We start from the raw sequence: 21,273 nt of genomic DNA, 5'->3' as shown, positions 1-21,273 counted from the left end.
CCACCTCTTCCCATCCCGAACAGAGAAGTTAAGCCCTGCAGCGCCGATGGTACTGGGGTTACACCCGGGAGAGTAGGTCGCCGCCTCATTTATTCTAAAGCCAGCTTTAAACAGCTGGCTTTTTTGCGTTTATGCCTATCCTGTTTACCCGAACAAACCTCCCTCAATCTTTAACAGAAAGTATTTATACTGGCCCTAATTTTCTAAAGTTTAAAGACGCGTTCGTAAATGCTTGGCACATTACTCCTCTTTGTAATGGTTATCATTCTTTTTATTTGTATTTTTTCATAACGTATAGTAAGTTAACAATAGTTTAGAAGATGACTTATGTCATATTTTTCCTTGCTTTTCCTCAGGAATAGTGCTTTTTCAATACCATACTTTCGTGACATAATAGGTTTGAAAGGCATTCAATTAGTTTACGTGTTATTGCTTAGCAAGGATAGATGAATTAGGATGTTTGTTTGAATAACTTTTAAGATCGATAGCAATGATTGTTGATAAATTTCCAACAAGTACAATGACATGTTTTCACTGCGGTGAAGATTGCAATGACATGGTGATTGTTTCGCAGGAAAGAAACTTTTGTTGCCAGGGTTGTAAGTTGGTTTACGAAGTACTATCTGAGAATGATCTTTGTTCTTATTATGATATTGAAAGTCATCCTGGAGAAAGCCAGAAGAGCAAGAAACTTCAATCCAATCGGTTTGATTACCTTGATGATCAGGAAACTGCGAACCGTCTCCTTGACTTCTGTAATCAATCTGAAAGTCATATCACTTTTAACATCCCGGCTATCCATTGCGCATCATGCATTTGGCTTCTGGAAAATCTAAATCAAATCAATTCAGGTGTTTTTTATAGTCGAGTTGATTTTATTAAAAAGAAGGTTCAGATTAAAATTCTTCATAATAAGGTTTCTATCAAAGAGCTAGTAAGTCTCCTCTCTACGATAGGATATGAGCCTAGAATTAACCTTTCTAACCTTGATGAAAAATCAAAATCAGGAATCGACAAGCGCCTAATTCAGCGTCTTGCAGTTGCCGGGTTTTGCTTTGGAAATATGATGCTTTTTAGCATACCTGAATATTTTTCTGAAGCTGAATTGATCGACTCTTCTTTTCGAGGGCTTTTTAGCTATCTAAATGTAATTCTTGCTATTCCAGTCGTTATTTACTCCGCAAGTGACTACTACCTATCTGCATGGAATTCGATTAAGCAAAAGCAGATCAATATGGACGTCCCAATTGTACTTGGGATTATTTCGCTATTTGTTTATTCTCTTTGGGAAATATTCGCTTTTCAACAATCAGGCTATATGGATAGCCTTGGTGGACTATTGTTCTTTTTATTACTGGGGAAGATCTACCAACAAAAGACTTTTTCAACACTGGAATTTGACAGGGATTACAAGTCTTATTTTCCAATAGCAGTTACCAGAATAGTTAAGGATCAAGAAAACGTTATTCCGTTGTCCAGCCTGAAAGTAGGTGATGTGATTTTGGTTAGGGATGAAGAGTTGATTCCAGCGGATGCACTTTTATTAAGTACTAAAGCCAATATAGATTTTAGCTTTGTGACTGGGGAAGAAGTTCCTGTTCCAAAGCAAAAAGGTGAATTGGTTTATGCTGGTGGACGTCAAAAGGGAGAAGCCATTTTATTAACCGTACAAAAGTTGCCTTCTCAAGGATATCTAACCGATTTGTGGAATAATGAGTCTTTTGAGAAAGGTAACAAGAAACTACTGGAGCCTTTATCAAACAAAATCAGCTCGGTATTTACATGGTCTGTTCTGTTGATCGCAACTTTAGCTTTTACCTATTGGTCGTTTATTGACTTTTCCACAGCCATCAAAGTTTTTGCTTCAGTGCTAATAGTGGCTTGTCCATGTGCTCTGGCTATGTCTACGCCTTTCACTTTAGGAAATACGCTAAGAATTTTTGGTAAAAGTAAATTTTATTTAAAAAATGCTGCTGTAGTTGAGCGACTTGCTTTGATCGATACTGTAGTTTTTGATAAAACAGGGACACTTACTGATCCAGCGAATGCAAACATAAATTATATGGGTGAGCCACTGTCTGAAGACAGTAGAAGTATATTGAAAGCAATGGTGGAGCGTTCTTCTCATCCACTCAGCAATAGAATCAATAGTTGGTTAGGTAATCAAACTGGATTACCCCTTGAGAAGGTTATCGAAGTCAAGGGGGCGGGAATTGAAGCTATTTTCAAGAATCAATATTTTAGACTGGGTTCAGCTGAGTTTACGGGCTACGCAAATAAAATCGATAGTCAAAAAGGTAATGTAGTTTACTTAACTGTTGAAGGACAAGAACTAGGTTATTTCCAAATTGAATCTGGGCTAAGAGAAAAGGCAGGAGAAGTCGTCAATCAACTTAAGGATGATTATGATCTTCATGTATTATCAGGGGATTATCCTCATGAGCAAACTTACTTGGAGGAAAAGCTTGGTCGAGACATTAACTATAATTTCAAGCAAAGTCCAACGGATAAGCTTCATTATCTACGGGCTCTAAATCGTTCTCACTGCACACTTATGCTGGGCGACGGGTTGAATGATGCAGGAGCGTTGCAGGAGAGTGAGGTAGGTGTGGCTTTGTCAGATCGTGTTTCTCACTTTTCTCCAGCCAGTGATGCGATCATGGATTCAGCTGTTTTTGGGAAAATCCCAGGCTTTTTGAGTTTTGCGAAATCCAGCAGACTCATAATAAAAGCCAGCTTTGTGTTAAGTCTATTGTACAACTTAATTGGGCTAGGGCTTGCTGTGCAAGGACTGTTGAGCCCTGTAATTTGTGCTATTTTGATGCCCTTGAGTAGTATTTCTGTGGTTGTTTTTACGACGTTGACCACCAATTTTGTTGCCTGGAAAAGGGGATTGTTAACTTCAAAACCATTTTAGCATGGAGGTTATTTTTCTATTAATCGCAATCAGTCTGTTATTAGCAAGCAGTTTTCTTTTCCTTTTTTTCAAGGCAATGAAAGACGGCCAATTTGATGATAATTATACTCCTTCAATAAGAATACTCTTTGATAACAAATCGAAAAAAACAAATAAAGATCAACCATCAAAACCCGATTCCTATGAATGACACTATGCTGGAGAGGTTTCAATATGACAATAAGATTGTTAAATATTTTGGAGCTGCCACAATTATCTGGGGCGTAATAGGGATGCTAGTCGGCGTTCTTGCGGCCACTCAGTTATTCTTGCCAGAAGCTAATTTAGGCAATCCCTATACTACTTTTGGGCGAATTCGCCCACTACACACCAATGCGGTAATTTTCGCTTTTGTTGGGAATGCAATTTTTGCAGGGGTGTATTATTCCATGCCTAGGTTGCTGAAAGCTCCTATGTGGAAGAAATCACTCAGCTGGTTTCACTTCTATGGTTGGCAAATAATTATTCTTTCGGCTGTCCTTACTTTGCCTTTAGGGCTGACTACGTCTAAAGAATATGCAGAACTAGAATGGCCTATCGATATTGCAATAGCTATTGTTTGGGTAGCTTTTGGAGCCAATATGATAGGTACGATTCTTAAACGTAGAGAGCGTCATATGTACGTCGCAATCTGGTTTTATTTGGCATCATTCATTACAGTAGCTGTCTTACATATCGTGAACTCATTAGCGTTGCCGGTAACGTTATTTAAAAGTTATTCTGCCTATGCAGGTGTGCAGGACGCGTTGGTGCAATGGTGGTATGGTCACAATGCTGTAGCATTTTTCCTTACTACACCATTCCTTGGTTTGATGTATTATTTCTTACCAAAGGCTGCAAATAGACCTGTTTACTCTTATAAACTTTCAATCATTCACTTTTGGTCTCTGATTTTCCTATACATGTGGGCCGGTCCTCACCACTTGCTCTACACCTCTCTTCCTGAGTGGGCACAAGTACTAGGAACTGTGTTTTCCGTGATGCTTTTGGCTCCGTCTTGGGGAGGTATGGTAAATGGCCTGTTGACTTTAAGAGGTGCTTGGGATAAAGTGACAAATGATCCCGTCCTGAAATTTATGGTGGTAGCCATCACCGCCTATGGTATGGCAACTTTTGAGGGACCAATGCTTTCCTTTAAAAATGTAAGTGCGATAGCTCACTATACTGATTGGATAGTTGCACATGTTCACGTCGGAGGTTTGGGTTGGAATGGGTTCCTGACTTTCGGTATGCTCTACTGGATGTGGCCTAGATTATTTAAGACAACCATTTATTCCTCTAAGTTGGCCAACACACACTTCTGGCTTGGCGTTTTGGGAATCATTTTCTATGCCTTACCAATGTATGTGGCTGCTTTAACTCAATTCTTAATGTTGAGGGAATTTGATGAGATGGGTAAACTGGCTTATGGTAATTTCCTTCAAACAGTAGTAGAATTAGTGCCAATGTATATGCTTCGGGCATTTGGAGGGTTACTCTATGTGAGTGGAGCAATTCTTATGGGCTATAACATGTTTAAAACTGCTCAGCAAGGTACGTTTGTAGCGACTGAAGAAGACTCAGCACCTGCACTTTCTAAATCTTATAAGCCAGTGGGAGAGTTTTGGCACAGAGCATGGGAGAGAAAGCCAATTTTCTTTGCCGTATTAGCTACCGTTGCTATTTTGATTGGTGGCGTAGTGGAGATTGTTCCTACTATTTTGGTAAAATCAAATATACCGACTATCAGTTCGGTAAAGCCTTATACTGCTCTGGAGCTAGAAGGCAGAGATATTTATATCAACAATGGATGTGTGGGCTGCCACTCCCAGATGATTCGACCATTTAGGTTTGAAACTGAACGCTATGGCGAGTATTCTAAAGCGGGTGAATTTGTATATGATCGACCATTTCTTTGGGGATCTAAACGCACAGGTCCAGATCTTCATCGTGTAGGAGGTAAATACCCAGATAGTTGGCATTATTTCCATATGGAAGATCCTCGAAGTATGTCTCCTGGATCGTTAATGCCTCCATATCCATGGTTGAAAACCAATGAGCTAGATTATTCAGATTTGCCTGCAAAGATCAGAACGATGCAGAAACTTGGCGTTCCTTATCCTGAGGGGTATGATCAAAAAGCAGTTGAAGACCTAGAAGCACAGGCTGCTAAAATCGCTATAAATCTGGAAGATGCAGGAGTGGCAGTAATGCCAAATACTGAAATTGTGGCATTGATTGCATATCTGCAGCGATTGGGGACAGATATCAAAGTTTCATCATCTAACTAGTCGGAAATCATGTACAAAGAAGTATTAAGATCGATCGAAAATGTGGAAGTATTCCCGGTGGTTTCTCTGGTGATATTTGTTCTGTTTTTTATAGGGATTACCATTTGGACCATGCGTGTTCCAAAAGATGTAATAGACCATATGAGTTCTTTACCAATGGATGATGATAACGAATTAACCGACAAACAGCCATGAAAAAATTACTAACCCTATTTGCATTCAATGGTCTTTTGGTTTCTACTCCAGTTTTGGCGCAGGAAGTGTCAGGGGGATTGACAGCCATGGACTCCAATCAAATGACTCTATTGATAATTATTGGAATCATTATAGGAGTAATTATTTTGCTCCTGGTCCTGATGATATATCTGATGTCGTTTATTTCTACCGTTTTCCAAAAAGAAAACCCTGAACTAGCAGAAGAACCGAGCTGGTGGGAATCATTTAAGTTAAAGTTTGTCACAGGTGATGTGCAAGAGGAGCAAACAAAAGATAAGTTAATGACAGACCATTCGTATGATGGTATTCAGGAGCTTGACAACTTTATGCCTCCCTGGCTTCAATATGTCTTTTTTGGTACTATCTTGATCGCTGTAGGTTACTTCGGGTTCTATACGGTGCTCGGTTATGGTAAGACTGGTATTGAGGAATATCAGGAAGAAGTAAGGATAGCAGCGATAGAAGCTGCAGCTAGAGGCGAGAGTGCGCTTGCATCGCTTGATGAAACCAATGTGACGCTTGATAATTCTGAAGCAGCTTTGTCTACGGGAAATACTATTTTTCAAGCGAACTGCGCTGCTTGTCATGCTGCGGATGGTGGGGGAGGCGTAGGACCGAATCTTACGGATTCATATTGGCTGCACGGCGGGGATATCAAAGATCTATTCTCCGTAATAAAATATGGTGTCATTTCTAAAGGCATGGTGCCTTGGGAAGATCAGCTTAACCCTAAGGAAATTCAGGAAGTAGCAAGCTTTATTTTAAGTCTTCAAGGCACTACTCCTGCTGCTCCAAAGGATCCACAAGGAGAATTGTATGAAGGGGGTGCTGGAGAACCAGCTATGGAATCTGTTGCTCCTGCAGATACCACTTCAGTTGCGAGAGATACCACAGCGATAGCTGAATAAATTAATCCTACCGGGAGTCAGCCGATTCCCGGTAGTAATCAGCCTACGATCATGGCAAAAAAGAACCCACATTTAAATCCTGAAACATTTAGAGACTCATTAGCAACTGTCTTGGATGATGGGAAGCGGAATTGGGTTTATCCAAAAAAAGTAAAAGGGTTCTTTTACAAATACAGAACCTACCTTTCTTGGATACTCTTGGGAATTTTGTTTGCTGGACCATTTATTAAAGTGGACGGTAGGCCTTGGCTTCTGTTCAATATTTTTGAGCGGAAATTCATCATTTTCGGAGCAGTATTCTGGCCTCAGGACACCTATTTGCTTATTTTTCTTCTTCTGATATTCTTTGTCTTTGTCATTCTCTTTACGGTAGCTTTTGGGAGAGTATGGTGTGGTTGGGCCTGTCCTCAGACGCTATTTATGGAAATGGTTTTCCGTAAAATAGAATACTTGATTGAGGGAGATGCAAATCAGCAAAGAGCGTTGAATGCGCAGCCCTGGAACCAGGAAAAGATCGTCAAGAAATCAATTAAGATTACTGTCTTTGCTTTTATATCTCTTCTAATCGGCCATTTGGTAATGGCATATTTGGTTGGGGTAGATTCTGTGGTAGAAATAGTTTCTTCACCACCGACAGCACATATGGCAGGATTTATAGGTTTGATCGCATTCTCTGGCATCTTCATGTTTGTTTTTACATGGTTTAGAGAGCAGGCCTGTTTGGTGGTTTGCCCTTATGGTAGACTACAAGGCGTGATGCTGGATAACAACTCCATCAATGTGATGTATGACTATGTTCGTGGAGAGCCAAGAGCACCTATCCGAAAAAATGCTACCGAGAATGCAGATAAGGGAGATTGTGTGGACTGTAATCTTTGTGTACAGGTTTGCCCGACGGGTATAGATATTCGAAATGGCATACAGATGGAATGTGTAAACTGTACTGCATGCATAGATGCTTGCGACGAGGTAATGGTGAAAGTAGATCGACCAATAGGCTTGATCCGATATGCATCAGAGAATAGTATCAAACAAGGTTTTCAAAAGCTATTGACTGGAAGAGTAAAGTCTTATATCGTAGTTTTGGTTTTGCTGTTAACGGTTTTCGTTTCCTTAATTGCTACGCGAGATGATATTTCTGCTACAATTACTAGATTTCCGGGGATGACTTATCAAGAACGGGAAGATGGAAAGGTCACTAATCTCTATCAAATAACCTTGATCAATAAAACCTTTGAGCCTCAGGAGGTCGAGTTGAAGTCCTTGGCTGAAGGAATGGATGTAGAGATTGTAGGGGCTCAGCATCTGGTTTTGGATGCACAATCTAAATTTGAAGGAAGGTTCTTTTTGGTAAGAAATCAAGATGAGGTGAAAATGAATCAAGAAAAAGTAGAATTGGCTCTTTTTTACAAAGGAGAGAAGATTGACGAGATTGAGACGAATTTCACAGCACCAATCAAGTGAGTTTAAAAATTAATCAGATGCAATTATGGATTGGGGAAAGGGTATAGTACTTACAATTATAGGCTTTGTTGCACTGATTTTGACCATGGTGGTGATCTCTGTGCGAATGGATGGTATTGAGTTGGTGACAGAAAATTACTACGAAGAAGAAATAAAATACCAAGACAGGATTGATGAATCTAAATCTGCTGACGATTTAGACCGAGAAGTGATTTCTTTTGATGTGCAATCCAAAGTCATAGAACTTGACCTGCCGAATGGTACAAAAGGGTTTCTCCAACTTTTCCGTCCTTCTGATTCTTCTTTGGATCAAAAAATGAACTTTGAAGTAACGCATTCTGGAATTACTCAAATCCCTCTGAAAGAACTTAAACCTGGTTATTGGAAAGTTCAGCTCAATTGGACTGAAAATGGGATTGATCATTATCAGGAAAAAAAGATCACACTATAAATGCTCTGGACTGCCTTCATACTTGGGTTTTTGGGCTCATTCCACTGTGTGGGAATGTGTGGGCCAATTGCTTTGGCCGTAGGCGGAAGTGGGAGCAAATCATTCTTCTATAATAAGATTCTATATAACCTTGGCAGAAGTATAACTTACGCTTTGCTAGGGCTAATTATTGGCAGTATAGGATTTTCCTTGTCATTGGCGGGAGTACAGCAAGGCTTCTCAATTGCGATGGGAGTCCTAATACTGATTATGGCACTTTCATATAAAAAATCCGATCAATTTTTAACTATCCCAGCACTTTCCGGAATAGTGATGTGGGTAAAAAGACAACTAAATCGATTTCTGAAAGCTGGAGGCCCATTTGCTTTCTTTGGTGCAGGTTTAGCTAATGGCTTACTTCCATGCGGAATGGTCTACATGGCGTTAATAGCAGCTTTGGCCTTCCAAAGTCCTCTACTTGGAGCCACTTACATGTTTTTCTTCGGTATGGGTACGATTCCTCTACTTCTTGTATTAATGTTTTCAGGATCTTGGGTTCCAGTTGGAGCAAGGCAAAAAATCCAAAAAGCCATTCCCTACCTCGGTGTGCTTATAGGACTTCTATTTATTTTCCGTGGACTCGGATTAGGGATGTTTTTCAGCCCCGATCTTCAAGTTTTTGATTATGGTAGTCAGCAGGTCGAAATTACCATGTGTCCCTAAACCGTCTGGCTGAAAAGGGTTTTTTTAGCTTGATTTTTTGACAGGCGAAGGTCGATCTGAGAGCAGATATTTCGAATAAAGTTCATTCCTCTTTGGGATACTTTGATCAGAGTAGAATTTATGGAAATAAGACCGTCTAATTCCATTTCTTTTAGGTTCCAAACTTGAGTTTCTGAAAACTGCTCCCAGACTTCAACTGGGATTTCAGCTTCTTTTCTACAAATCAATTCAAGAATTATACTTCTAATTTGTAGGTCAATTTTGCTGAGTCTGTGTCCTTTTTGTATAGACCATTCTCCTTTCATCGTCTCAGCTTTATAGCGCTCAATCGTCTTGTCATTTTGCGCATAAGCATAATACACGTCACTGATACTGCTGGCTCCCATCCCAATGAGAATTTTAGAAGGTAAAGTAGTGTATCCCATAAAGTTTCTATGCAAAGAGCCTTCGTTTTTTGCTAGGGTCAAAGGATCGTTTTCAAGGGCAAAGTGGTCCATACCTATCTCTACGTATCCCATTTTTACAAGAAGAGCTCTTCCGAATGTATAAAGTTCACTCTTCTCGGTCTCTGTTGGCAAGAAATGCTCGAAGCTCTGCTGTGCAGGAAATGCACTAGGCAAGTGAGCATAACTATAAAATGCTATCCGGTCAGGTTTTAACTCATTTACTTTATTAAATGTGTCGCTTAGACTGTTGATAGTTTGATGTGGCAATCCGTAGATCAAATCAAAATTTATAGAAGTGTAGCCTAAAATTCGCGCAGAATCTGTCGCGTATTTTACTTTCTCAAATGGCTGGATCCGATGGATGGCTTTCTGAACTTTCTCATCAAAATCCTGAATTCCATAGCTTACACGGTTGAAGCCCAGATCGCTCAGTGTTTTTAAATGTTCAAAACTTGTATTGTTCGGATGTCCTTCAAAGCTAAACTCAGCATTAGGACTGATAGCTGAGCCTTTCAGAATAGTTGAAATCAAATGATCCAGACTTGAAGGATCAAAGAAGGTGGGAGTTCCACCGCCTAGATGGATTCCAGATATTTTAGGGCGGGACTTAAATATCGCTTTATATTTTTCCCATTCGGCAAGCAATGCTTCGATGTAAGGATCTTGGACTTGTTTGTTTTTGGTAATTCGTTTGTTGCAGCCACAGTAGGTGCACAAGCTTTCGCAGTAAGGCAAGTGGATGTAGATAGAAATCCCTTCTTTCTCACCAAAGTTTATAAATGCTTTCTTTACCAGGTCATTCCAATCCTGAGGTTCTAAGTTATTTTCCCAAAGAGGAACGGTAGGATAAGAAGTGTATCTGGGTGCAGGACTGTTGTACTTTTTGACTAATTCGGCTGAATTCGGCATTTGGATTTGCTTTTTTGCAAATAACGCCCTTCATTTTATGATCCTATATGATAGCTGAAGGCAAAATTAATGACTAAAGTCAGTTCCCAAACTTTCTCCAATTCTTGCTTATTAAAGTTATTAATCAAGTAGGAAGTTATTTAAGAAACTGCTTTTCAATCCCAGCCAAACAAAGAATAAGATCAAACCCCAAAATAGGTATATGCGATAGTAATCTGCGGTTTCCTTGTAGCGATTTTCTATCACTTCTGTCTTTTCTAAGGTGTCTATTCTATCAAAAATAGAAGCTAGGGTACCTCCATCAGCAGCTCTGAAAAATTCTCCATTGCCAACCTTGGCTATTTCTCGCAGTGTGGTTTCATCTAAATAGCTTTCTACCATCTGAGGTCTTCCAAAGAAATCTGTACCATAAGGAACGAGACCATCCTTGCCCATGGCAATCGTATAAAGCTTGATATCCAGTGCGGCGGCTAGGTTTGCAGCGAATAAAGGATCTACATTACCTGCATTACTTTCACCGTCACTAAGCAGGATCATTACCTTAGAAGCAGACTCGGATTCCTTCATTCTATTGGTGCCGGCTGCTAATGCTGAGCCAATAGCAGTTCCTTTTGCCTCCATCATGCTGAATGATATTTCTTGCACCAAATCTGTTAGTAGCTCATAGTCATTTGTTAAAGGGGCCAATGAATACGCCTCGCCTGCGAATACCACCATGCCAATTCTATCTCCAACTCTGCCATTTATAAACTCCGTAGCGGTAGCTTTAGCCGCTTCAAGACGATTAGGAGTGAAATCCTGCAAATCCATGGATTCGGAAATATCCAAAACCAGCATGATGTCTATGCCCTCTGTATATTGCTCCACTCGCTCATTGCTGCGCTGTGGTCGAGCTAAAGCAATTACAAGCATAATGAGGAACAGATAGAAAAAGCCAGCGGGAATTAGGCGTAAATAAGTCCAAGGGTTGTTATTCGCGATTCGTTTTGGAAGGGAAAGCTCGAGAACAGGGTTTTTCAAGAACTTAACAAAAGTTCTAAAAAGAATGAATACTGGAATAATCCAGATCAAATTCAATAAAATCGGATTTTCCCATTCGAAACTTTTGAAGGTCTCAGGCAGAAACCAGGACCAGCTAAAGAATTCAGACAGCTGCTCTCTCATGCTTGATTTTGGTTTGTTTTTCCTGATATTTCTCTCTTGCCACTTCTAATAAATAGCTTGTTGCCTCTTCGCTTTCAGACGATTCTCCGGCATAAATAATCAAATCTATCGCTCTGAGCGCCTTGAAAATCTCAAGATTATCCAATCGCTCACCTATTTCGCTGGAAGTCCATTCTTTAATGGGAAGATGAGTGATACTCTCCATATATCCTTTCCAAAGACCAATTACTTCATCTGCAGATTCAATGGATGGAGCTTTAGTAAGCAATGCAGTTTGGGTTTTCCATCTTTTTTCAAATTGTTCCCAACGTCTTTTCTCTCTTCTTTCCTTCCAATATTCTTGGAATTTATCTGCAAAAAGGAAGTAAATAACTCCGAGTAACAGCAACACGCCACCTAGAATAATGCCTATAATAATCCAGTTGAAGGATTTTTCTAAGGATTGGTAAATGTTATTCTGTTGGAAGACAAGCTGTTCTGGAATGCTGTCTAGTGTAAGTTTCAGCTTCAGCTCAGCCTCCATTGGATAATGGACCACACTATCATACCTAGCGAGTTCATATACCGGCAACGTCAGGTAGGAAGTTGGGTCTAACGAGAAGTTGGATACAAAATAGACTGTACTGTCTTGTGTTATGCTATCCTGAGTATAAGATATATACGTCTTTTTTTCGAGTAATACCATCGGAGAAAAATCGAAGGTAGAATCAGGAAAAATAATCTGGGTGGATTCTGAATACGTTGCCTTCAATACATAGCCGACCCGTTCGCCTATCTTAGCGGAGTCTTGCATGAAGTAGCCATCCACCTTTACCTGTTGCGCATTGCTCAGGTAGGGTATGAGTAGAAATAATAAGATTTTGAGCGTCTTAGCCACGTTTCATACTTTTGTTTCGGTACTTAAAAAGCTCTAATAGAGGCCCAACTATATCCTGAGAAGTATCTATAGCTAGGTAGTTTATTTGATTCTTTTTACAGATATTCTTCAAATTCTCTCGCTCAGAAGTAAAGGTATCCGCTATTTTTTTAGAAAAGCTCCCAAATGCAGTATTCACCCAAGTTGTTTTCCCTTTCTCTTTATCAAACACTGGTATAATTCCCAAAGAAGGTAAAGCTGATTCACGAGGGTCCGTTAATTGGATTGCCACTACATCATGTCGCTCCGCCAAAGCTCGGAATGGGCGTTCGTAGCCTTCATCGATAAAGTCAGAAATAATTACAATTACAGCTCTTTTTTTGATAAGGTTTAGAGCAAACATAAACATCGAGTTCAGATCTGTCTTCAAGGAAATATTTTCATGATCAAAGATTCCTCGAATCATTTTTACTCCTTGTTTGCTTCCTTTTGAAGGGAGTATCAGTTTTTCGCGTTGATCTGAATAGCTAATTAACCCAACCTGGCTTCCATCAAAAACCGCGGCAAGTGTTAGTACTCCCGCAATAATCTTTCCTTGATCGATTTTTTTATTTCCCGGCTGTCCTATATCCTGACTACCACTAATGTCTAAAAGAAAGAAAACTGACTGTTCCTTATCTTCTCGAAACGTTTTTACGAATGTGCCGTGTCCTTTTGCAGATACTTTCCATTCTATCGTACGAATATCGTCACCATACTGGTATGGACGGAGATCATCAAATTCCAACCCCGACCCTTTAAAAAGTGACTGATATTCTCCTTGCAGGTGATTATTGGCCACCTTTCGGATCATGATTTCGTATTTTCTGAGCTTGCTGAATAATTCGTTCATGAATGGTGATTTGAACGGCCTAAGTTATGCTTCTAAGCTGAATTATAAAATTTCAGTTACATGAAGGGTGGAGAGATTTTCCGTTAAAAAAACCTAATTTTGACCTGTGAAAAGATTTCTGATACTAAGTTTTTGCATCATTTCCCTTGTAAGTTGTAATTCTAGCAATAAGCCAACTGGTCTCTTGCCCGAAGATAAGATGGTGGAAGTGTTGATAGATATTCATATTACTGAGGGACTTACGAGCGCTATGCCAATAGCATATGATTCATCAAAAGTGCTTTATAATTTGCTTGAAAAAGATGTTTTCATCAAACATCAAGTGAGTGATTCAGTTTTCACACAGAGCATGTTGTATTACCTGCGTGATCCTTCAGAAATGGAGCGAATTTATTCTCGCGTGGTAGATTCACTTATGGTAAGAGAATCTACCGGCGGTACGATAGACCAATTCTAATGCAAGACAAAGGACCGCTGAGAATTTTCTGTACTGTTTCATTTAGACTGTAGTACGCTGATCATCTTGATTTTCATACGAGTAGCTATTGGCTTCTCCCATCAATCGAATTTTTGTAGTATGGCAGGCGCCTTCAATTTTTGTGAGGTGGTTTAATAATCCATTCATGAAACTTGATTGGTGTATTTTTAGTTAATCATCTTACTCGAATCATAAATTTTCATTTGTCCCAATGCTGCCGAGGTTTTCCGTTAATAAACTTAATTTTGATCTGTGAAAGGATTTCTGATCTTCGGTTTTTTTATTCTACTAATAGTAGGATGTGTTTCTGAAACTGAGCCAGAAGACTATTTGTCTCAGGACAAAATGGTTGAGGTACTGATAGATATTCATAGCACAGAGACCCTTGTTCAGGAAATGCCATTTTCGAATGATTCCTTGAATGCGCTTTATAAACTGTTAGAAAAAGATGTTTTTCTCAAACATGAGGTGAGTGATTCTGTTTTTACCAGAAGTATGTTGTATTACCTCCATGATGTTGCTGAAATGGAGCGGATTTACTTCCGAGTATTTGATTCTCTTGATGTAAGAGTAAAAGAAATTGACCAATATTAATGCTATACCCTCGTAATCTCGAACACAAAGTAAATTTCATTAAAGTCAAAGAACTCCTCAAAACCGAGTGTACCTCCCCACTTGGAATGCAATATGTGGATCGTTTGGCTTTCTCATCAGATTTTAATCTGGTGACCAAATTACTTGATCAAACCGAGGAATTTCGCCAGATTTTAATCTCCGGAGACCTTTTTCCTTCTTCTAATTTCACCAATCTGAACCCCTATTTAGAGAAAGCCAAACTGGAGAACGCTTTTCTTGATGTGGAGGATTTTTATGAGATCAAACTTTCTCTGGATACACTCAGAGGTTGTATTTCCTTTTTTCAGAAAAGAGAAGAAGAATATCCAGTACTCAGCCAGCTACTAGGATTGCTGATGGATCTCGATATGGGTTTACTCAAAGCGATTGAGCTAATAATTGATGAGAAAGGCAAGATGAGGAGTAATGCCAGTCGGGAATTGCAGCTTATCCGTACTCAGATATTGTATGAAGAAAGCCGTCTTCGGAAGGTGATGGATCGGGTCTTCAAGGAAGCCAGAGCAAAAGGACTTACCACGGAGGATTCTGCAATTACAGTGCGTTCAGGTAGATTAGTGATTCCCATTGCTGCAGAAAATAAGCGTAAACTCAGAGGTTTTATTCACGATGAATCAGCGACAGGGCAGACGGTATTTATGGAGCCAGAAGAGGCTTTGGATATCAATAATGAGATCCGTGACTTGGAGTATATGGAGCGCAGGGAGATTATCAAGATTCTCATTCAGCTGACTGATAAGATCCGACCTGCTATACCTGCCTTGAGGAAGGCAACAAATTTTCTTGGGCTAATGGATTTTATCCGTGCCAAAGCAAAATTTGCTCAAAAGACTGATAGCTGTAGACCGGAAATCACCAAGGAAAGACAATTAACTTGGACCAAAGCGCGACATCCCTTGTTGGAAATGGCGCTAAAATCGCAGGGGAAAAACATCGTTCCGCTCGATGTAAAACTCAGTGGACATGAGCGCTTACTAGTAATCTCAGGGCCAAATGCCGGAGGGAAATCGGTGACCTTAAAAACCGTAGCACTTCTTCAGTATATGCTACAGTGTGGGATGCTTATCCCAGTGCACCCCGATTCCAAAAGCTCCTTATTTGATAATTTCTTTATAGATATTGGCGATGAGCAAAATCTGGAAAATGACCTAAGTACTTATAGCTCACACTTGATGAGTATGAAGCATTTTTCGCTTTTTGCAAATAAGAAAACCATACTTTTTATAGATGAATTTGGTACAGGTACAGAGCCGCAGTTTGGTGGTGCTATAGCCGAATCCATTCTATTGGCACTGAATAAACTCGGTGCGTATGGTGTGATTACGACTCACTACGGCAATTTGAAGCAAATCGCAAACAAAAACCAAGGCATGGTAAATGGCGCCATGCGTTACGATGTAGATAAGCTAGAGCCACTCTATCAGCTTGAAATTGGTAAACCGGGTTCTTCTTTCGCTTTGGAGATTGCTTCCAAAATTGGTATTCCTAGGGAGATTTTGAAGTATGCCAAAGAACAGATTGGTGAAGAGAGAGTTCGGTACGATAGATTACTCACTCAAGTAGAAAACGAGAAGAATCAATATTCCACTTTGCTAGCCGATGTGAAGGCGAAAGAACGTTTGTTGAAAACACGACTTCAGGAATATAATGAGCTGAAAGAGACCATGGAGACAACTAAAAAACGATATCTCCAAGAAGCAAAGCAGGAGGCCAAGCAATTATTAGATCAGGCAAACAAGAAAATTGAAGCTACTATTCGTGAGATTAAGGAAGGCAAGGCTGAGAAAGAGGTCACTAAGCTGGTGAGGAAAGATTTGGAGGAGTTTAAAGAAACAGTCAGGCCTGAAAAGAATGTCGTCAAGAGTCCAGAGATAAAAATATTAGGTGGGAAAATAGGCGTAGGAGATTGGGTGAGACTTAAAGATAATGGAGCGATAGCAGAAGTGCTTCAGGTGAAAGGGAATGAAATTGAACTTTCCATCGGTGAACTCAAATCGAAAGTGAAACTTTCGAGATTAGAGAAGATATCTCAAGGTGAAGTAAAAAAAGAAAAGAAGGCTGCTGCCTCAAGAAGTGGGTATAATACCAATGAAAAGATGATGGATTATTCACCTAATCTTGATTTGAGAGGAAAACGAGGGGAAGAGATACTCTCATTGATTCAAACTTTCGTTGATGAAGGATTTATGCTTGGACTTAAAGATCTCAGAATAGTCCATGGAAAAGGCAATGGGATATTGAGAGATTTGACACGAAATTTTCTGAAAGACATGAGTCAAGTAAGACATATGGAGGATGAGCATGCAGATCGAGGTGGGGCAGGAGTCACGCTGATAACCCTGAAATAAACAAAAATGGGGAGCAAATTTGCTCCCCATTTTTGTTTAAAGATTAAGTCAGGTTATTTCTTAAGCAGATTGAAAGTGTAATTTCCTGCAACAGCTAATACTCCATTTACACGTGCACCTGGGGCAGGGATTGTGAAGGTAAGTGTTAAATTACTGTTGGTTTGCGTAAAAGAAATTTCCCTTCCAGCGGCTGGCTTGGTTCCTGAGAGCATAAACTTGTCGAAGTTTGTACCGGCGAAAGACCAGGAGCCCGAAGCATCAAAAATATCATTATTGTTTTTGGAAGTGTATGTTTTAGATGACCCTGAGGTCAATACCAGTTCAAAACCGGAATATAGGTCTGTAACCGCCGTGCCGTCACGAAGGACAGATCCGCCGCCATCGACCCCCCACGTTTGAGTACCTGTACCTGTTAATGCTTCCGTGGCTATTTGTTCAGGAGTTTTGATTGGATCAGGATCAGGATCGTCTCCACCACAACTTTGAATAATGCACATGGCAAACGCTAGGATACAAAGTCTAATTATAGAAGATTTCATATGTTTATATTTGTTTTTCAGAGGATAGTTGGGATTGCGATTTTTTTCTGCTAGCTATTATATTTTGGGAAATTCAAACGCTTATTGTTTTCAATATGATCGAATAGATAGGCGTAATACTTAATTACCAGTGAATTTAAAGATAGGAATTAAAGTTTAATGCTAGTGTTCACTTATAATCTTCAAGTGCTATTTTTTGTTCACAAAACTCGTACTCTCTAGGCTCATTAGAACAAATTACTAGCGTTCTGTTTTGCGCATATTGATTTATCATTTCCTGATACCATTCTATACCCTTACGGTCGAGGTTAGAAGTTGGTTCATCCAGAAGTATAATTGAAACATCCGAAAAAAGGGCTAGCCCAAGTTTAAGTCTCTGTTTCATTCCGGAAGAAAATTGACTGATTTGCTTTGACTTATGTTGAGATAAGTAGAGCTTTTCTATGATTTCTTCCAAAGGGATGGAATCAAGGGGCTTTTTAAATTTAAAGTGGAAGTTGAGCAATTCTTCTAAACTGAATTCTTCAGGAACTTCCATATAGGGAGCGGAAATAGCCAGATAAGTAAACCAATCCGCTTCTGAGATTGATTTCTCATTAAGTGAATATTCTATTTTCCCGGATGTAATAGGGATTGCTCCGCTTAGACATTTCAGTAAAGTAGATTTCCCAGAACCATTACTTCCTGTAATTGCTAAAGAATTTCCTTGAGTCAATTCAAGGCTTAGATTTTTAAAAACCCATTCGTATTGGAAGCGTTTTGAAGCTTCTTCTAAGCGGATTTTTAACATTGTTAATTGATGTAGCCTTTCATCACACCTCTTTCAGAAGAGCGGATAAAATTCAAGATTTCATCCCGCTCTTTAGTAGCAGGTAAATTCACTTCAATTTCTTCCAAAGCACGACTGTTATTCATGCTGTTTAAGAAAAGGTAGCGATAGACTTCCTGAATGTGGGAAATAGATTCGCTGGAAAAGCCTCTTCTTCTTAAGCCAAGAGAGTTGACACCTGCATAAGAAAGTGGCTCACGTGCTGCTTTAGTGAATGGAGGTACGTCTTTTCTAACCAAAGAACCACCAGAAACCATGGCATGCATACCAATTTTAACGAATTGGTGAACAGCACTGGATCCACCCACGATCGCCCAGTCATCAATAGATACGTGTCCAGCAATTTGCACAGAATTGGCTATAATCACATGGCTCCCGATTACACAATCGTGTGCAACATGGACATAGGCCATAAGTAAGCAGTGACTTCCGATTACGGTTGTCTGCTTTTCTACTGTACCACGGCTGATGGTCACGCACTCACGAATGGTGGTGTTGTCACCTATCATTACTGTAGAGTCTTCTCCTTGGAATTTCAGGTCCTGAGGGATTCCGGCAATAACAGCACCAGGGAAAATTTTGCAATTTTTACCTATACTGGCCCCAGAAAAAATAGTTACGTTTGGTCCGATCCATGTGTTATCACCAATAGTGACATTCTCACCAATCATTGTGAAAGGATCGATGTGAACATTTTTACCTATTGTTGCTTTTGGGTCGATATGTGCTAAAGGACTGATCATGATTCTTTTCTGGTTATGCTTGCTGTCATTACGGCCTCACATACTAGTGTATTTCCGACATAAGCTTCACCACGCATTTTTGCTATTCCTCTTCTTATCGGGGCCAAAAGTTCACATTTAAAAATGAGAGTATCACCAGGGAGAACCATTTTTCTAAACTTACAGTTTTCGATTCCCAGGAAATAAGTCCAGTAATTTTCTGGATCATCCACTGTACTCAATACTAAAATTCCACCTGTTTGGGCCATTGCTTCTACCTGCAGTACACCTGGCATCACCGGGTTAGCTGGAAAATGCCCCATAAAGAAAGGTTCGTTGATAGTTACATTTTTCACTCCTGCCACCACTGTATTATCTAGGTAGATAATTTTATCTAATAGCTGGAATGGATATCTGTGCGGCAAAATGCTGCTGATCTGATTGATATCCATTACAGGAGGTAGTTTCGGGTCGTAATATGGGATGTGGGAAGAAGATGATTTCTCCATCGCACGCTTGATTTTTTTTGCAAAAGCTACATTTGCGGCATGACCAGGTCTCGCTGCCATAATCTGAGCTTTCAAAGGGCGTCCCACAAGGGCTAAATCCCCAACTACATCAAGTAATTTATGTCTAGCTGGTTCATTACGGTAGCGTAGGTCAACATTATTTAAAATGCCTTCTTTCTTAACCTCAACCTTTGGCTTATTAAACATCTTAGCCAAATTAACCAATTCTTTCTCTTCTACGATTCTATCAACTACAACGATGGCATTGTTCAAATCTCCACCTTTAATCAAGTTGGAATTGTAAAGCATTTCTAGCTCATGCAAAAAACAAAAAGTACGGCAAGAAGCGATTTCTGATCTGAATTGGCCAATGTCGGTGATAGATGCATGCTGACTACCCAATACTGGAGAGTTGTAATCTACCATTACTGTGACGCGATAGTTATCTGTTGGCAATGCCACCATCTCTACTTCGCGAGCAGAATCTTTGTATTGAATACTTTCTTGAACTTCGTAGAATCTACGCAGTGCATTTTGCTCTTCTAGACCTGCTTCTTCTAATACTTCGATGAACTGAATAGAAGACCCGTCCATGATTGGAGGCTCAGGACCATCCAATTGGATTAGTACGTTATCTATTTCTAAACCTACCAATGCTGCCAATACGTGCTCTACGGTATAGACGCGGGCACCATTTTGCTCCAATGTGGTACCTCTGGAAACATCTACCACCAAGTCGCAGTCTGCGTCTACGGTTGGTCTGCCTTCCAGATCAATTCGCTGAAATTTATATCCGTGGTTTGGAGGTGCAGGGAGGAATGTCATGTTTGAAATAACTCCGGTATGTAGTCCCACTCCGGATAATTCCACCTGCTTTTTAATGGTGTGTTGTTTTACTTTCATCTGATTTTTGAACCGTTCAGCATGCTAAAGGCTGCAAATTTACTGCTTTTTTTCTAGTTCTCTTATTCGGTCTTCTATCGATCCGAGCTTTTTAAAGATTGAATATGATTTTAAGAAATCCTTCATATCCATTGCTATATATCCAAATAAGGTAGATCCTGATTTTTTGATCGACTTACTAATGCCTGTATTGGCTCCTATAGTGGTATTATCAGCAATTGTTATATGCCCCACAATGCCAACTTTGCCAGCAATCACACAATTTTTTCCAATTGTGGTAGATCCTGAAATTCCTGTTTGAGAAGCAACCACCGTATTTTCTCCGATGATCACATTATGGGCGATTTGTACCAAATTGTCGATTTTAGCCCCTTTTTTAATTATCGTAGACCCCATAGTCGCACAATCAATTGTTGAGTTTGCACCAACGCTCACATTGTCTTCTAAGATAACATTCCCAATCTGAGGTATAGCTTTGTAACTCCCGTCTCCCTGCGGAGCAAAGCCAAACCCATCTGAGCCTATAACTGCTCCTGGATGGATTTCGCAATTATTTCCAATAATTGTATCTGCGCAAATTTTGGCTCCAGCGTGAATAATAACGTTGTTTCCTACTTTTACACGGTCACCAATATGTACATGGCTGTGGATTTTTACAGAATCACCGATTACACAGTTTTTGCCAATGTAAGAAAAAGCACCTCGAAAAGCTTGATCGCCAATCGACGAACTAGCATCGAAAAAGCATGGCTCTTCGACGCCAACTAGACTGCTTTTCATCAACATGGAATAAGCTTCCAGTAATTTGGTGAAGCCTGTATAGGCATCTTCCACTCTGATTAAATTAGTCTTCAGAGTTTTAGTGGGGACGAAACTGGTGGAGACGATTACCGCTGTGGCATCAGTTTCATAGATGAAGGGAGTGTATTTTTCATTCGCCAAAAAACTAATACCTCCTTGTTTTCCTTCTTGAATTTTGTCCAGTCTGGATACTTTTTGGGTTTCGTCACCTTCTACTATTCCCTGTAGGATTGCAGCTACTTGTCCGAGGGTAAATTCCATAAACAATATAAACGGA

21 protein-coding genes and 1 rRNA gene are annotated in these 21,273 nt (G+C 39.9%); 12 read left to right on the top strand and 10 right to left on the bottom strand.

The features are described from left to right. The 9 genes from rrf to QOL76_RS19370 form a co-directional block, all read left to right on the top strand. A 5S ribosomal RNA gene (gene rrf, locus QOL76_RS19410) occupies positions 1-89 on the top strand; the annotation flags it as partial. Positions 90-520: 431 nt separating this feature from the next. Then, the gene (locus QOL76_RS19405) at positions 521-2,917 is read left to right on the top strand and encodes a heavy metal translocating P-type ATPase (RefSeq protein ID WP_283414621.1); all 2,397 of its coding nucleotides are present in this window, start codon (positions 521-523) and stop codon (positions 2,915-2,917) included. Between the two features lies 1 nt (position 2,918). Continuing rightward, positions 2,919-3,107, top strand: a complete 189-nt coding sequence (ccoS, locus tag QOL76_RS19400) for a cbb3-type cytochrome oxidase assembly protein CcoS (protein WP_283414620.1) — start codon at positions 2,919-2,921, stop codon at positions 3,105-3,107. Further along, the gene (gene ccoN, locus QOL76_RS19395; RefSeq protein ID WP_283414619.1) at positions 3,100-5,226 is read left to right on the top strand and encodes a cytochrome-c oxidase, cbb3-type subunit I; all 2,127 of its coding nucleotides are present in this window, start codon (positions 3,100-3,102) and stop codon (positions 5,224-5,226) included. Before ccoS ends, ccoN begins: the two co-directional genes overlap by 8 nt. Before the next feature lie 9 nt (positions 5,227-5,235). Continuing rightward, the gene (locus QOL76_RS19390; protein WP_111612815.1) at positions 5,236-5,421 is read left to right on the top strand and encodes a cbb3-type cytochrome c oxidase subunit 3; all 186 of its coding nucleotides are present in this window, start codon (positions 5,236-5,238) and stop codon (positions 5,419-5,421) included. Next, a complete protein-coding gene (locus QOL76_RS19385; protein ID WP_283414618.1) occupies positions 5,418-6,350 on the top strand; it encodes a cbb3-type cytochrome c oxidase N-terminal domain-containing protein in 933 nt (310 codons plus the stop codon). The genes QOL76_RS19390 and QOL76_RS19385 overlap by 4 nt, the downstream gene beginning before the upstream one ends. A gap of 51 nt (positions 6,351-6,401) precedes the next feature. Next, complete coding sequence (ccoG, locus tag QOL76_RS19380) at positions 6,402-7,814, top strand: cytochrome c oxidase accessory protein CcoG (RefSeq protein WP_283414617.1); 1,413 nt, start codon at positions 6,402-6,404, stop codon at positions 7,812-7,814. 25 nt (positions 7,815-7,839) lie between these two features. After that, the gene (locus QOL76_RS19375) at positions 7,840-8,265 is read left to right on the top strand and encodes a FixH family protein (RefSeq protein WP_283414616.1); all 426 of its coding nucleotides are present in this window, start codon (positions 7,840-7,842) and stop codon (positions 8,263-8,265) included. Then, positions 8,266-8,967, top strand: a complete 702-nt coding sequence (locus QOL76_RS19370) for a sulfite exporter TauE/SafE family protein (RefSeq protein WP_283414615.1) — start codon at positions 8,266-8,268, stop codon at positions 8,965-8,967. It begins immediately after the preceding gene. Here QOL76_RS19370 and hemN read toward each other — a convergent pair. From hemN to QOL76_RS19350, 4 genes are all read right to left on the bottom strand, one after another. After that, a complete protein-coding gene (gene hemN, locus QOL76_RS19365; protein ID WP_283414614.1) occupies positions 8,964-10,322 on the bottom strand; it encodes an oxygen-independent coproporphyrinogen III oxidase in 1,359 nt (452 codons plus the stop codon). The two genes, QOL76_RS19370 and hemN, sit on opposite strands and share 4 nt — an antisense overlap. A gap of 120 nt (positions 10,323-10,442) precedes the next feature. After that, positions 10,443-11,486 (bottom strand): VWA domain-containing protein, encoded by a 1,044-nt coding sequence (locus QOL76_RS19360; protein ID WP_283414613.1) that lies wholly within the window; start codon positions 11,484-11,486, stop codon positions 10,443-10,445. Beyond that, positions 11,467-12,363: a hypothetical protein gene (locus QOL76_RS19355; protein ID WP_283414612.1), complete on the bottom strand. Its 897-nt coding sequence runs from the start codon at positions 12,361-12,363 to the stop codon at positions 11,467-11,469. Before QOL76_RS19355 ends, QOL76_RS19360 begins: the two co-directional genes overlap by 20 nt. After that, positions 12,356-13,234 (bottom strand): DUF58 domain-containing protein, encoded by an 879-nt coding sequence (locus QOL76_RS19350; RefSeq protein ID WP_283414611.1) that lies wholly within the window; start codon positions 13,232-13,234, stop codon positions 12,356-12,358. The genes QOL76_RS19355 and QOL76_RS19350 overlap by 8 nt, the downstream gene beginning before the upstream one ends. 184 nt (positions 13,235-13,418) lie before the next feature. Here QOL76_RS19350 and QOL76_RS19345 point away from each other — a divergent pair, with 184 nt between their 5' ends. Then, on the top strand, positions 13,419-13,691 hold the full coding sequence (locus QOL76_RS19345) for a DUF4296 domain-containing protein (RefSeq protein ID WP_346771422.1): 273 nt from the start codon (positions 13,419-13,421) through the stop codon (positions 13,689-13,691). 42 nt (positions 13,692-13,733) lie between these two features. Here QOL76_RS19345 and QOL76_RS19340 read toward each other — a convergent pair whose 3' ends face one another. Further along, on the bottom strand, positions 13,734-13,859 hold the full coding sequence (locus QOL76_RS19340; protein WP_283414609.1) for a hypothetical protein: 126 nt from the start codon (positions 13,857-13,859) through the stop codon (positions 13,734-13,736). A 105-nt stretch (positions 13,860-13,964) separates the two neighbouring features. On the opposite strand from QOL76_RS19340, the gene QOL76_RS19335 reads away from it, so the two are divergent. Beyond that, the gene (locus QOL76_RS19335) at positions 13,965-14,306 is read left to right on the top strand and encodes a DUF4296 domain-containing protein (RefSeq protein WP_283414608.1); all 342 of its coding nucleotides are present in this window, start codon (positions 13,965-13,967) and stop codon (positions 14,304-14,306) included. After that, a complete protein-coding gene (locus QOL76_RS19330; protein WP_283414607.1) occupies positions 14,306-16,693 on the top strand; it encodes an endonuclease MutS2 in 2,388 nt (795 codons plus the stop codon). The genes QOL76_RS19335 and QOL76_RS19330 overlap by 1 nt, the downstream gene beginning before the upstream one ends. A 53-nt stretch (positions 16,694-16,746) precedes the next feature. On the opposite strand, the gene QOL76_RS19325 is transcribed toward QOL76_RS19330, so the two are convergent. From QOL76_RS19325 to lpxD, 5 genes are all read right to left on the bottom strand, one after another. After that, complete coding sequence (locus QOL76_RS19325) at positions 16,747-17,232, bottom strand: hypothetical protein (protein WP_283414606.1); 486 nt, start codon at positions 17,230-17,232, stop codon at positions 16,747-16,749. A 169-nt stretch (positions 17,233-17,401) separates the two neighbouring features. Next, the gene (locus tag QOL76_RS19320; RefSeq protein WP_283414605.1) at positions 17,402-18,022 is read right to left on the bottom strand and encodes an ABC transporter ATP-binding protein; all 621 of its coding nucleotides are present in this window, start codon (positions 18,020-18,022) and stop codon (positions 17,402-17,404) included. A gap of 2 nt (positions 18,023-18,024) precedes the next feature. Then, positions 18,025-18,804: an acyl-ACP--UDP-N-acetylglucosamine O-acyltransferase gene (lpxA, locus tag QOL76_RS19315; protein WP_283414604.1), complete on the bottom strand. Its 780-nt coding sequence runs from the start codon at positions 18,802-18,804 to the stop codon at positions 18,025-18,027. Next, entirely contained in the window at positions 18,801-20,195 is a 1,395-nt protein-coding gene (locus QOL76_RS19310) for a bifunctional UDP-3-O-[3-hydroxymyristoyl] N-acetylglucosamine deacetylase/3-hydroxyacyl-ACP dehydratase (protein ID WP_283414603.1), read from the bottom strand. The genes lpxA and QOL76_RS19310 overlap by 4 nt, the downstream gene beginning before the upstream one ends. Before the next feature lie 39 nt (positions 20,196-20,234). Continuing rightward, positions 20,235-21,257, bottom strand: coding sequence for a UDP-3-O-(3-hydroxymyristoyl)glucosamine N-acyltransferase (gene lpxD / locus QOL76_RS19305; protein WP_283414602.1), 1,023 nt, complete (start codon positions 21,255-21,257; stop codon positions 20,235-20,237). Positions 21,258-21,273 lie beyond the last annotated feature (16 nt).

This window comes from Algoriphagus winogradskyi (genome assembly GCF_900182815.1).
GTDB lineage: Bacteria > Bacteroidota > Bacteroidia > Cytophagales > Cyclobacteriaceae > Algoriphagus > Algoriphagus winogradskyi.
The sequence above is the reverse complement of the archived record's forward strand: the minus strand, read 5'-3'. Positions and strand labels throughout refer to the sequence as shown.

Bases quoted from the DNA above. Each gene is read 5' to 3' on its own strand.
- QOL76_RS19405 (WP_283414621.1), top strand. From the start codon at position 521: ATGACATGTTTTCACTGCGGTGAAGATTGCAATGACATGGTGATTGTT.
- QOL76_RS19375 (WP_283414616.1), top strand. From the start codon at position 7,840: ATGGATTGGGGAAAGGGTATAGTACTTACAATTATAGGCTTTGTTGCA.
- ccoN (WP_283414619.1), top strand. From the start codon at position 3,100: ATGAATGACACTATGCTGGAGAGGTTTCAATATGACAATAAGATTGTT.
- QOL76_RS19360 (WP_283414613.1), bottom strand. From the start codon at position 11,486: ATGAGAGAGCAGCTGTCTGAATTCTTTAGCTGGTCCTGGTTTCTGCCT.
- QOL76_RS19350 (WP_283414611.1), bottom strand. From the start codon at position 13,234: ATGAACGAATTATTCAGCAAGCTCAGAAAATACGAAATCATGATCCGA.
- lpxA (WP_283414604.1), bottom strand. From the start codon at position 18,804: ATGATCAGTCCTTTAGCACATATCGACCCAAAAGCAACAATAGGTAAA.
- ccoS (WP_283414620.1), top strand. From the start codon at position 2,919: ATGGAGGTTATTTTTCTATTAATCGCAATCAGTCTGTTATTAGCAAGC.
- QOL76_RS19390 (WP_111612815.1), top strand. From the start codon at position 5,236: ATGTACAAAGAAGTATTAAGATCGATCGAAAATGTGGAAGTATTCCCG.
- QOL76_RS19385 (WP_283414618.1), top strand. From the start codon at position 5,418: ATGAAAAAATTACTAACCCTATTTGCATTCAATGGTCTTTTGGTTTCT.
- QOL76_RS19325 (WP_283414606.1), bottom strand. From the start codon at position 17,232: ATGAAATCTTCTATAATTAGACTTTGTATCCTAGCGTTTGCCATGTGC.
- QOL76_RS19320 (WP_283414605.1), bottom strand. From the start codon at position 18,022: ATGTTAAAAATCCGCTTAGAAGAAGCTTCAAAACGCTTCCAATACGAA.
- ccoG (WP_283414617.1), top strand. From the start codon at position 6,402: ATGGCAAAAAAGAACCCACATTTAAATCCTGAAACATTTAGAGACTCA.
- QOL76_RS19340 (WP_283414609.1), bottom strand. From the start codon at position 13,859: ATGAATGGATTATTAAACCACCTCACAAAAATTGAAGGCGCCTGCCAT.
- QOL76_RS19310 (WP_283414603.1), bottom strand. From the start codon at position 20,195: ATGAAAGTAAAACAACACACCATTAAAAAGCAGGTGGAATTATCCGGA.
- lpxD (WP_283414602.1), bottom strand. From the start codon at position 21,257: ATGGAATTTACCCTCGGACAAGTAGCTGCAATCCTACAGGGAATAGTA.
- QOL76_RS19370 (WP_283414615.1), top strand. From the start codon at position 8,266: ATGCTCTGGACTGCCTTCATACTTGGGTTTTTGGGCTCATTCCACTGT.
- QOL76_RS19330 (WP_283414607.1), top strand. From the start codon at position 14,306: ATGCTATACCCTCGTAATCTCGAACACAAAGTAAATTTCATTAAAGTC.
- hemN (WP_283414614.1), bottom strand. From the start codon at position 10,322: ATGCCGAATTCAGCCGAATTAGTCAAAAAGTACAACAGTCCTGCACCC.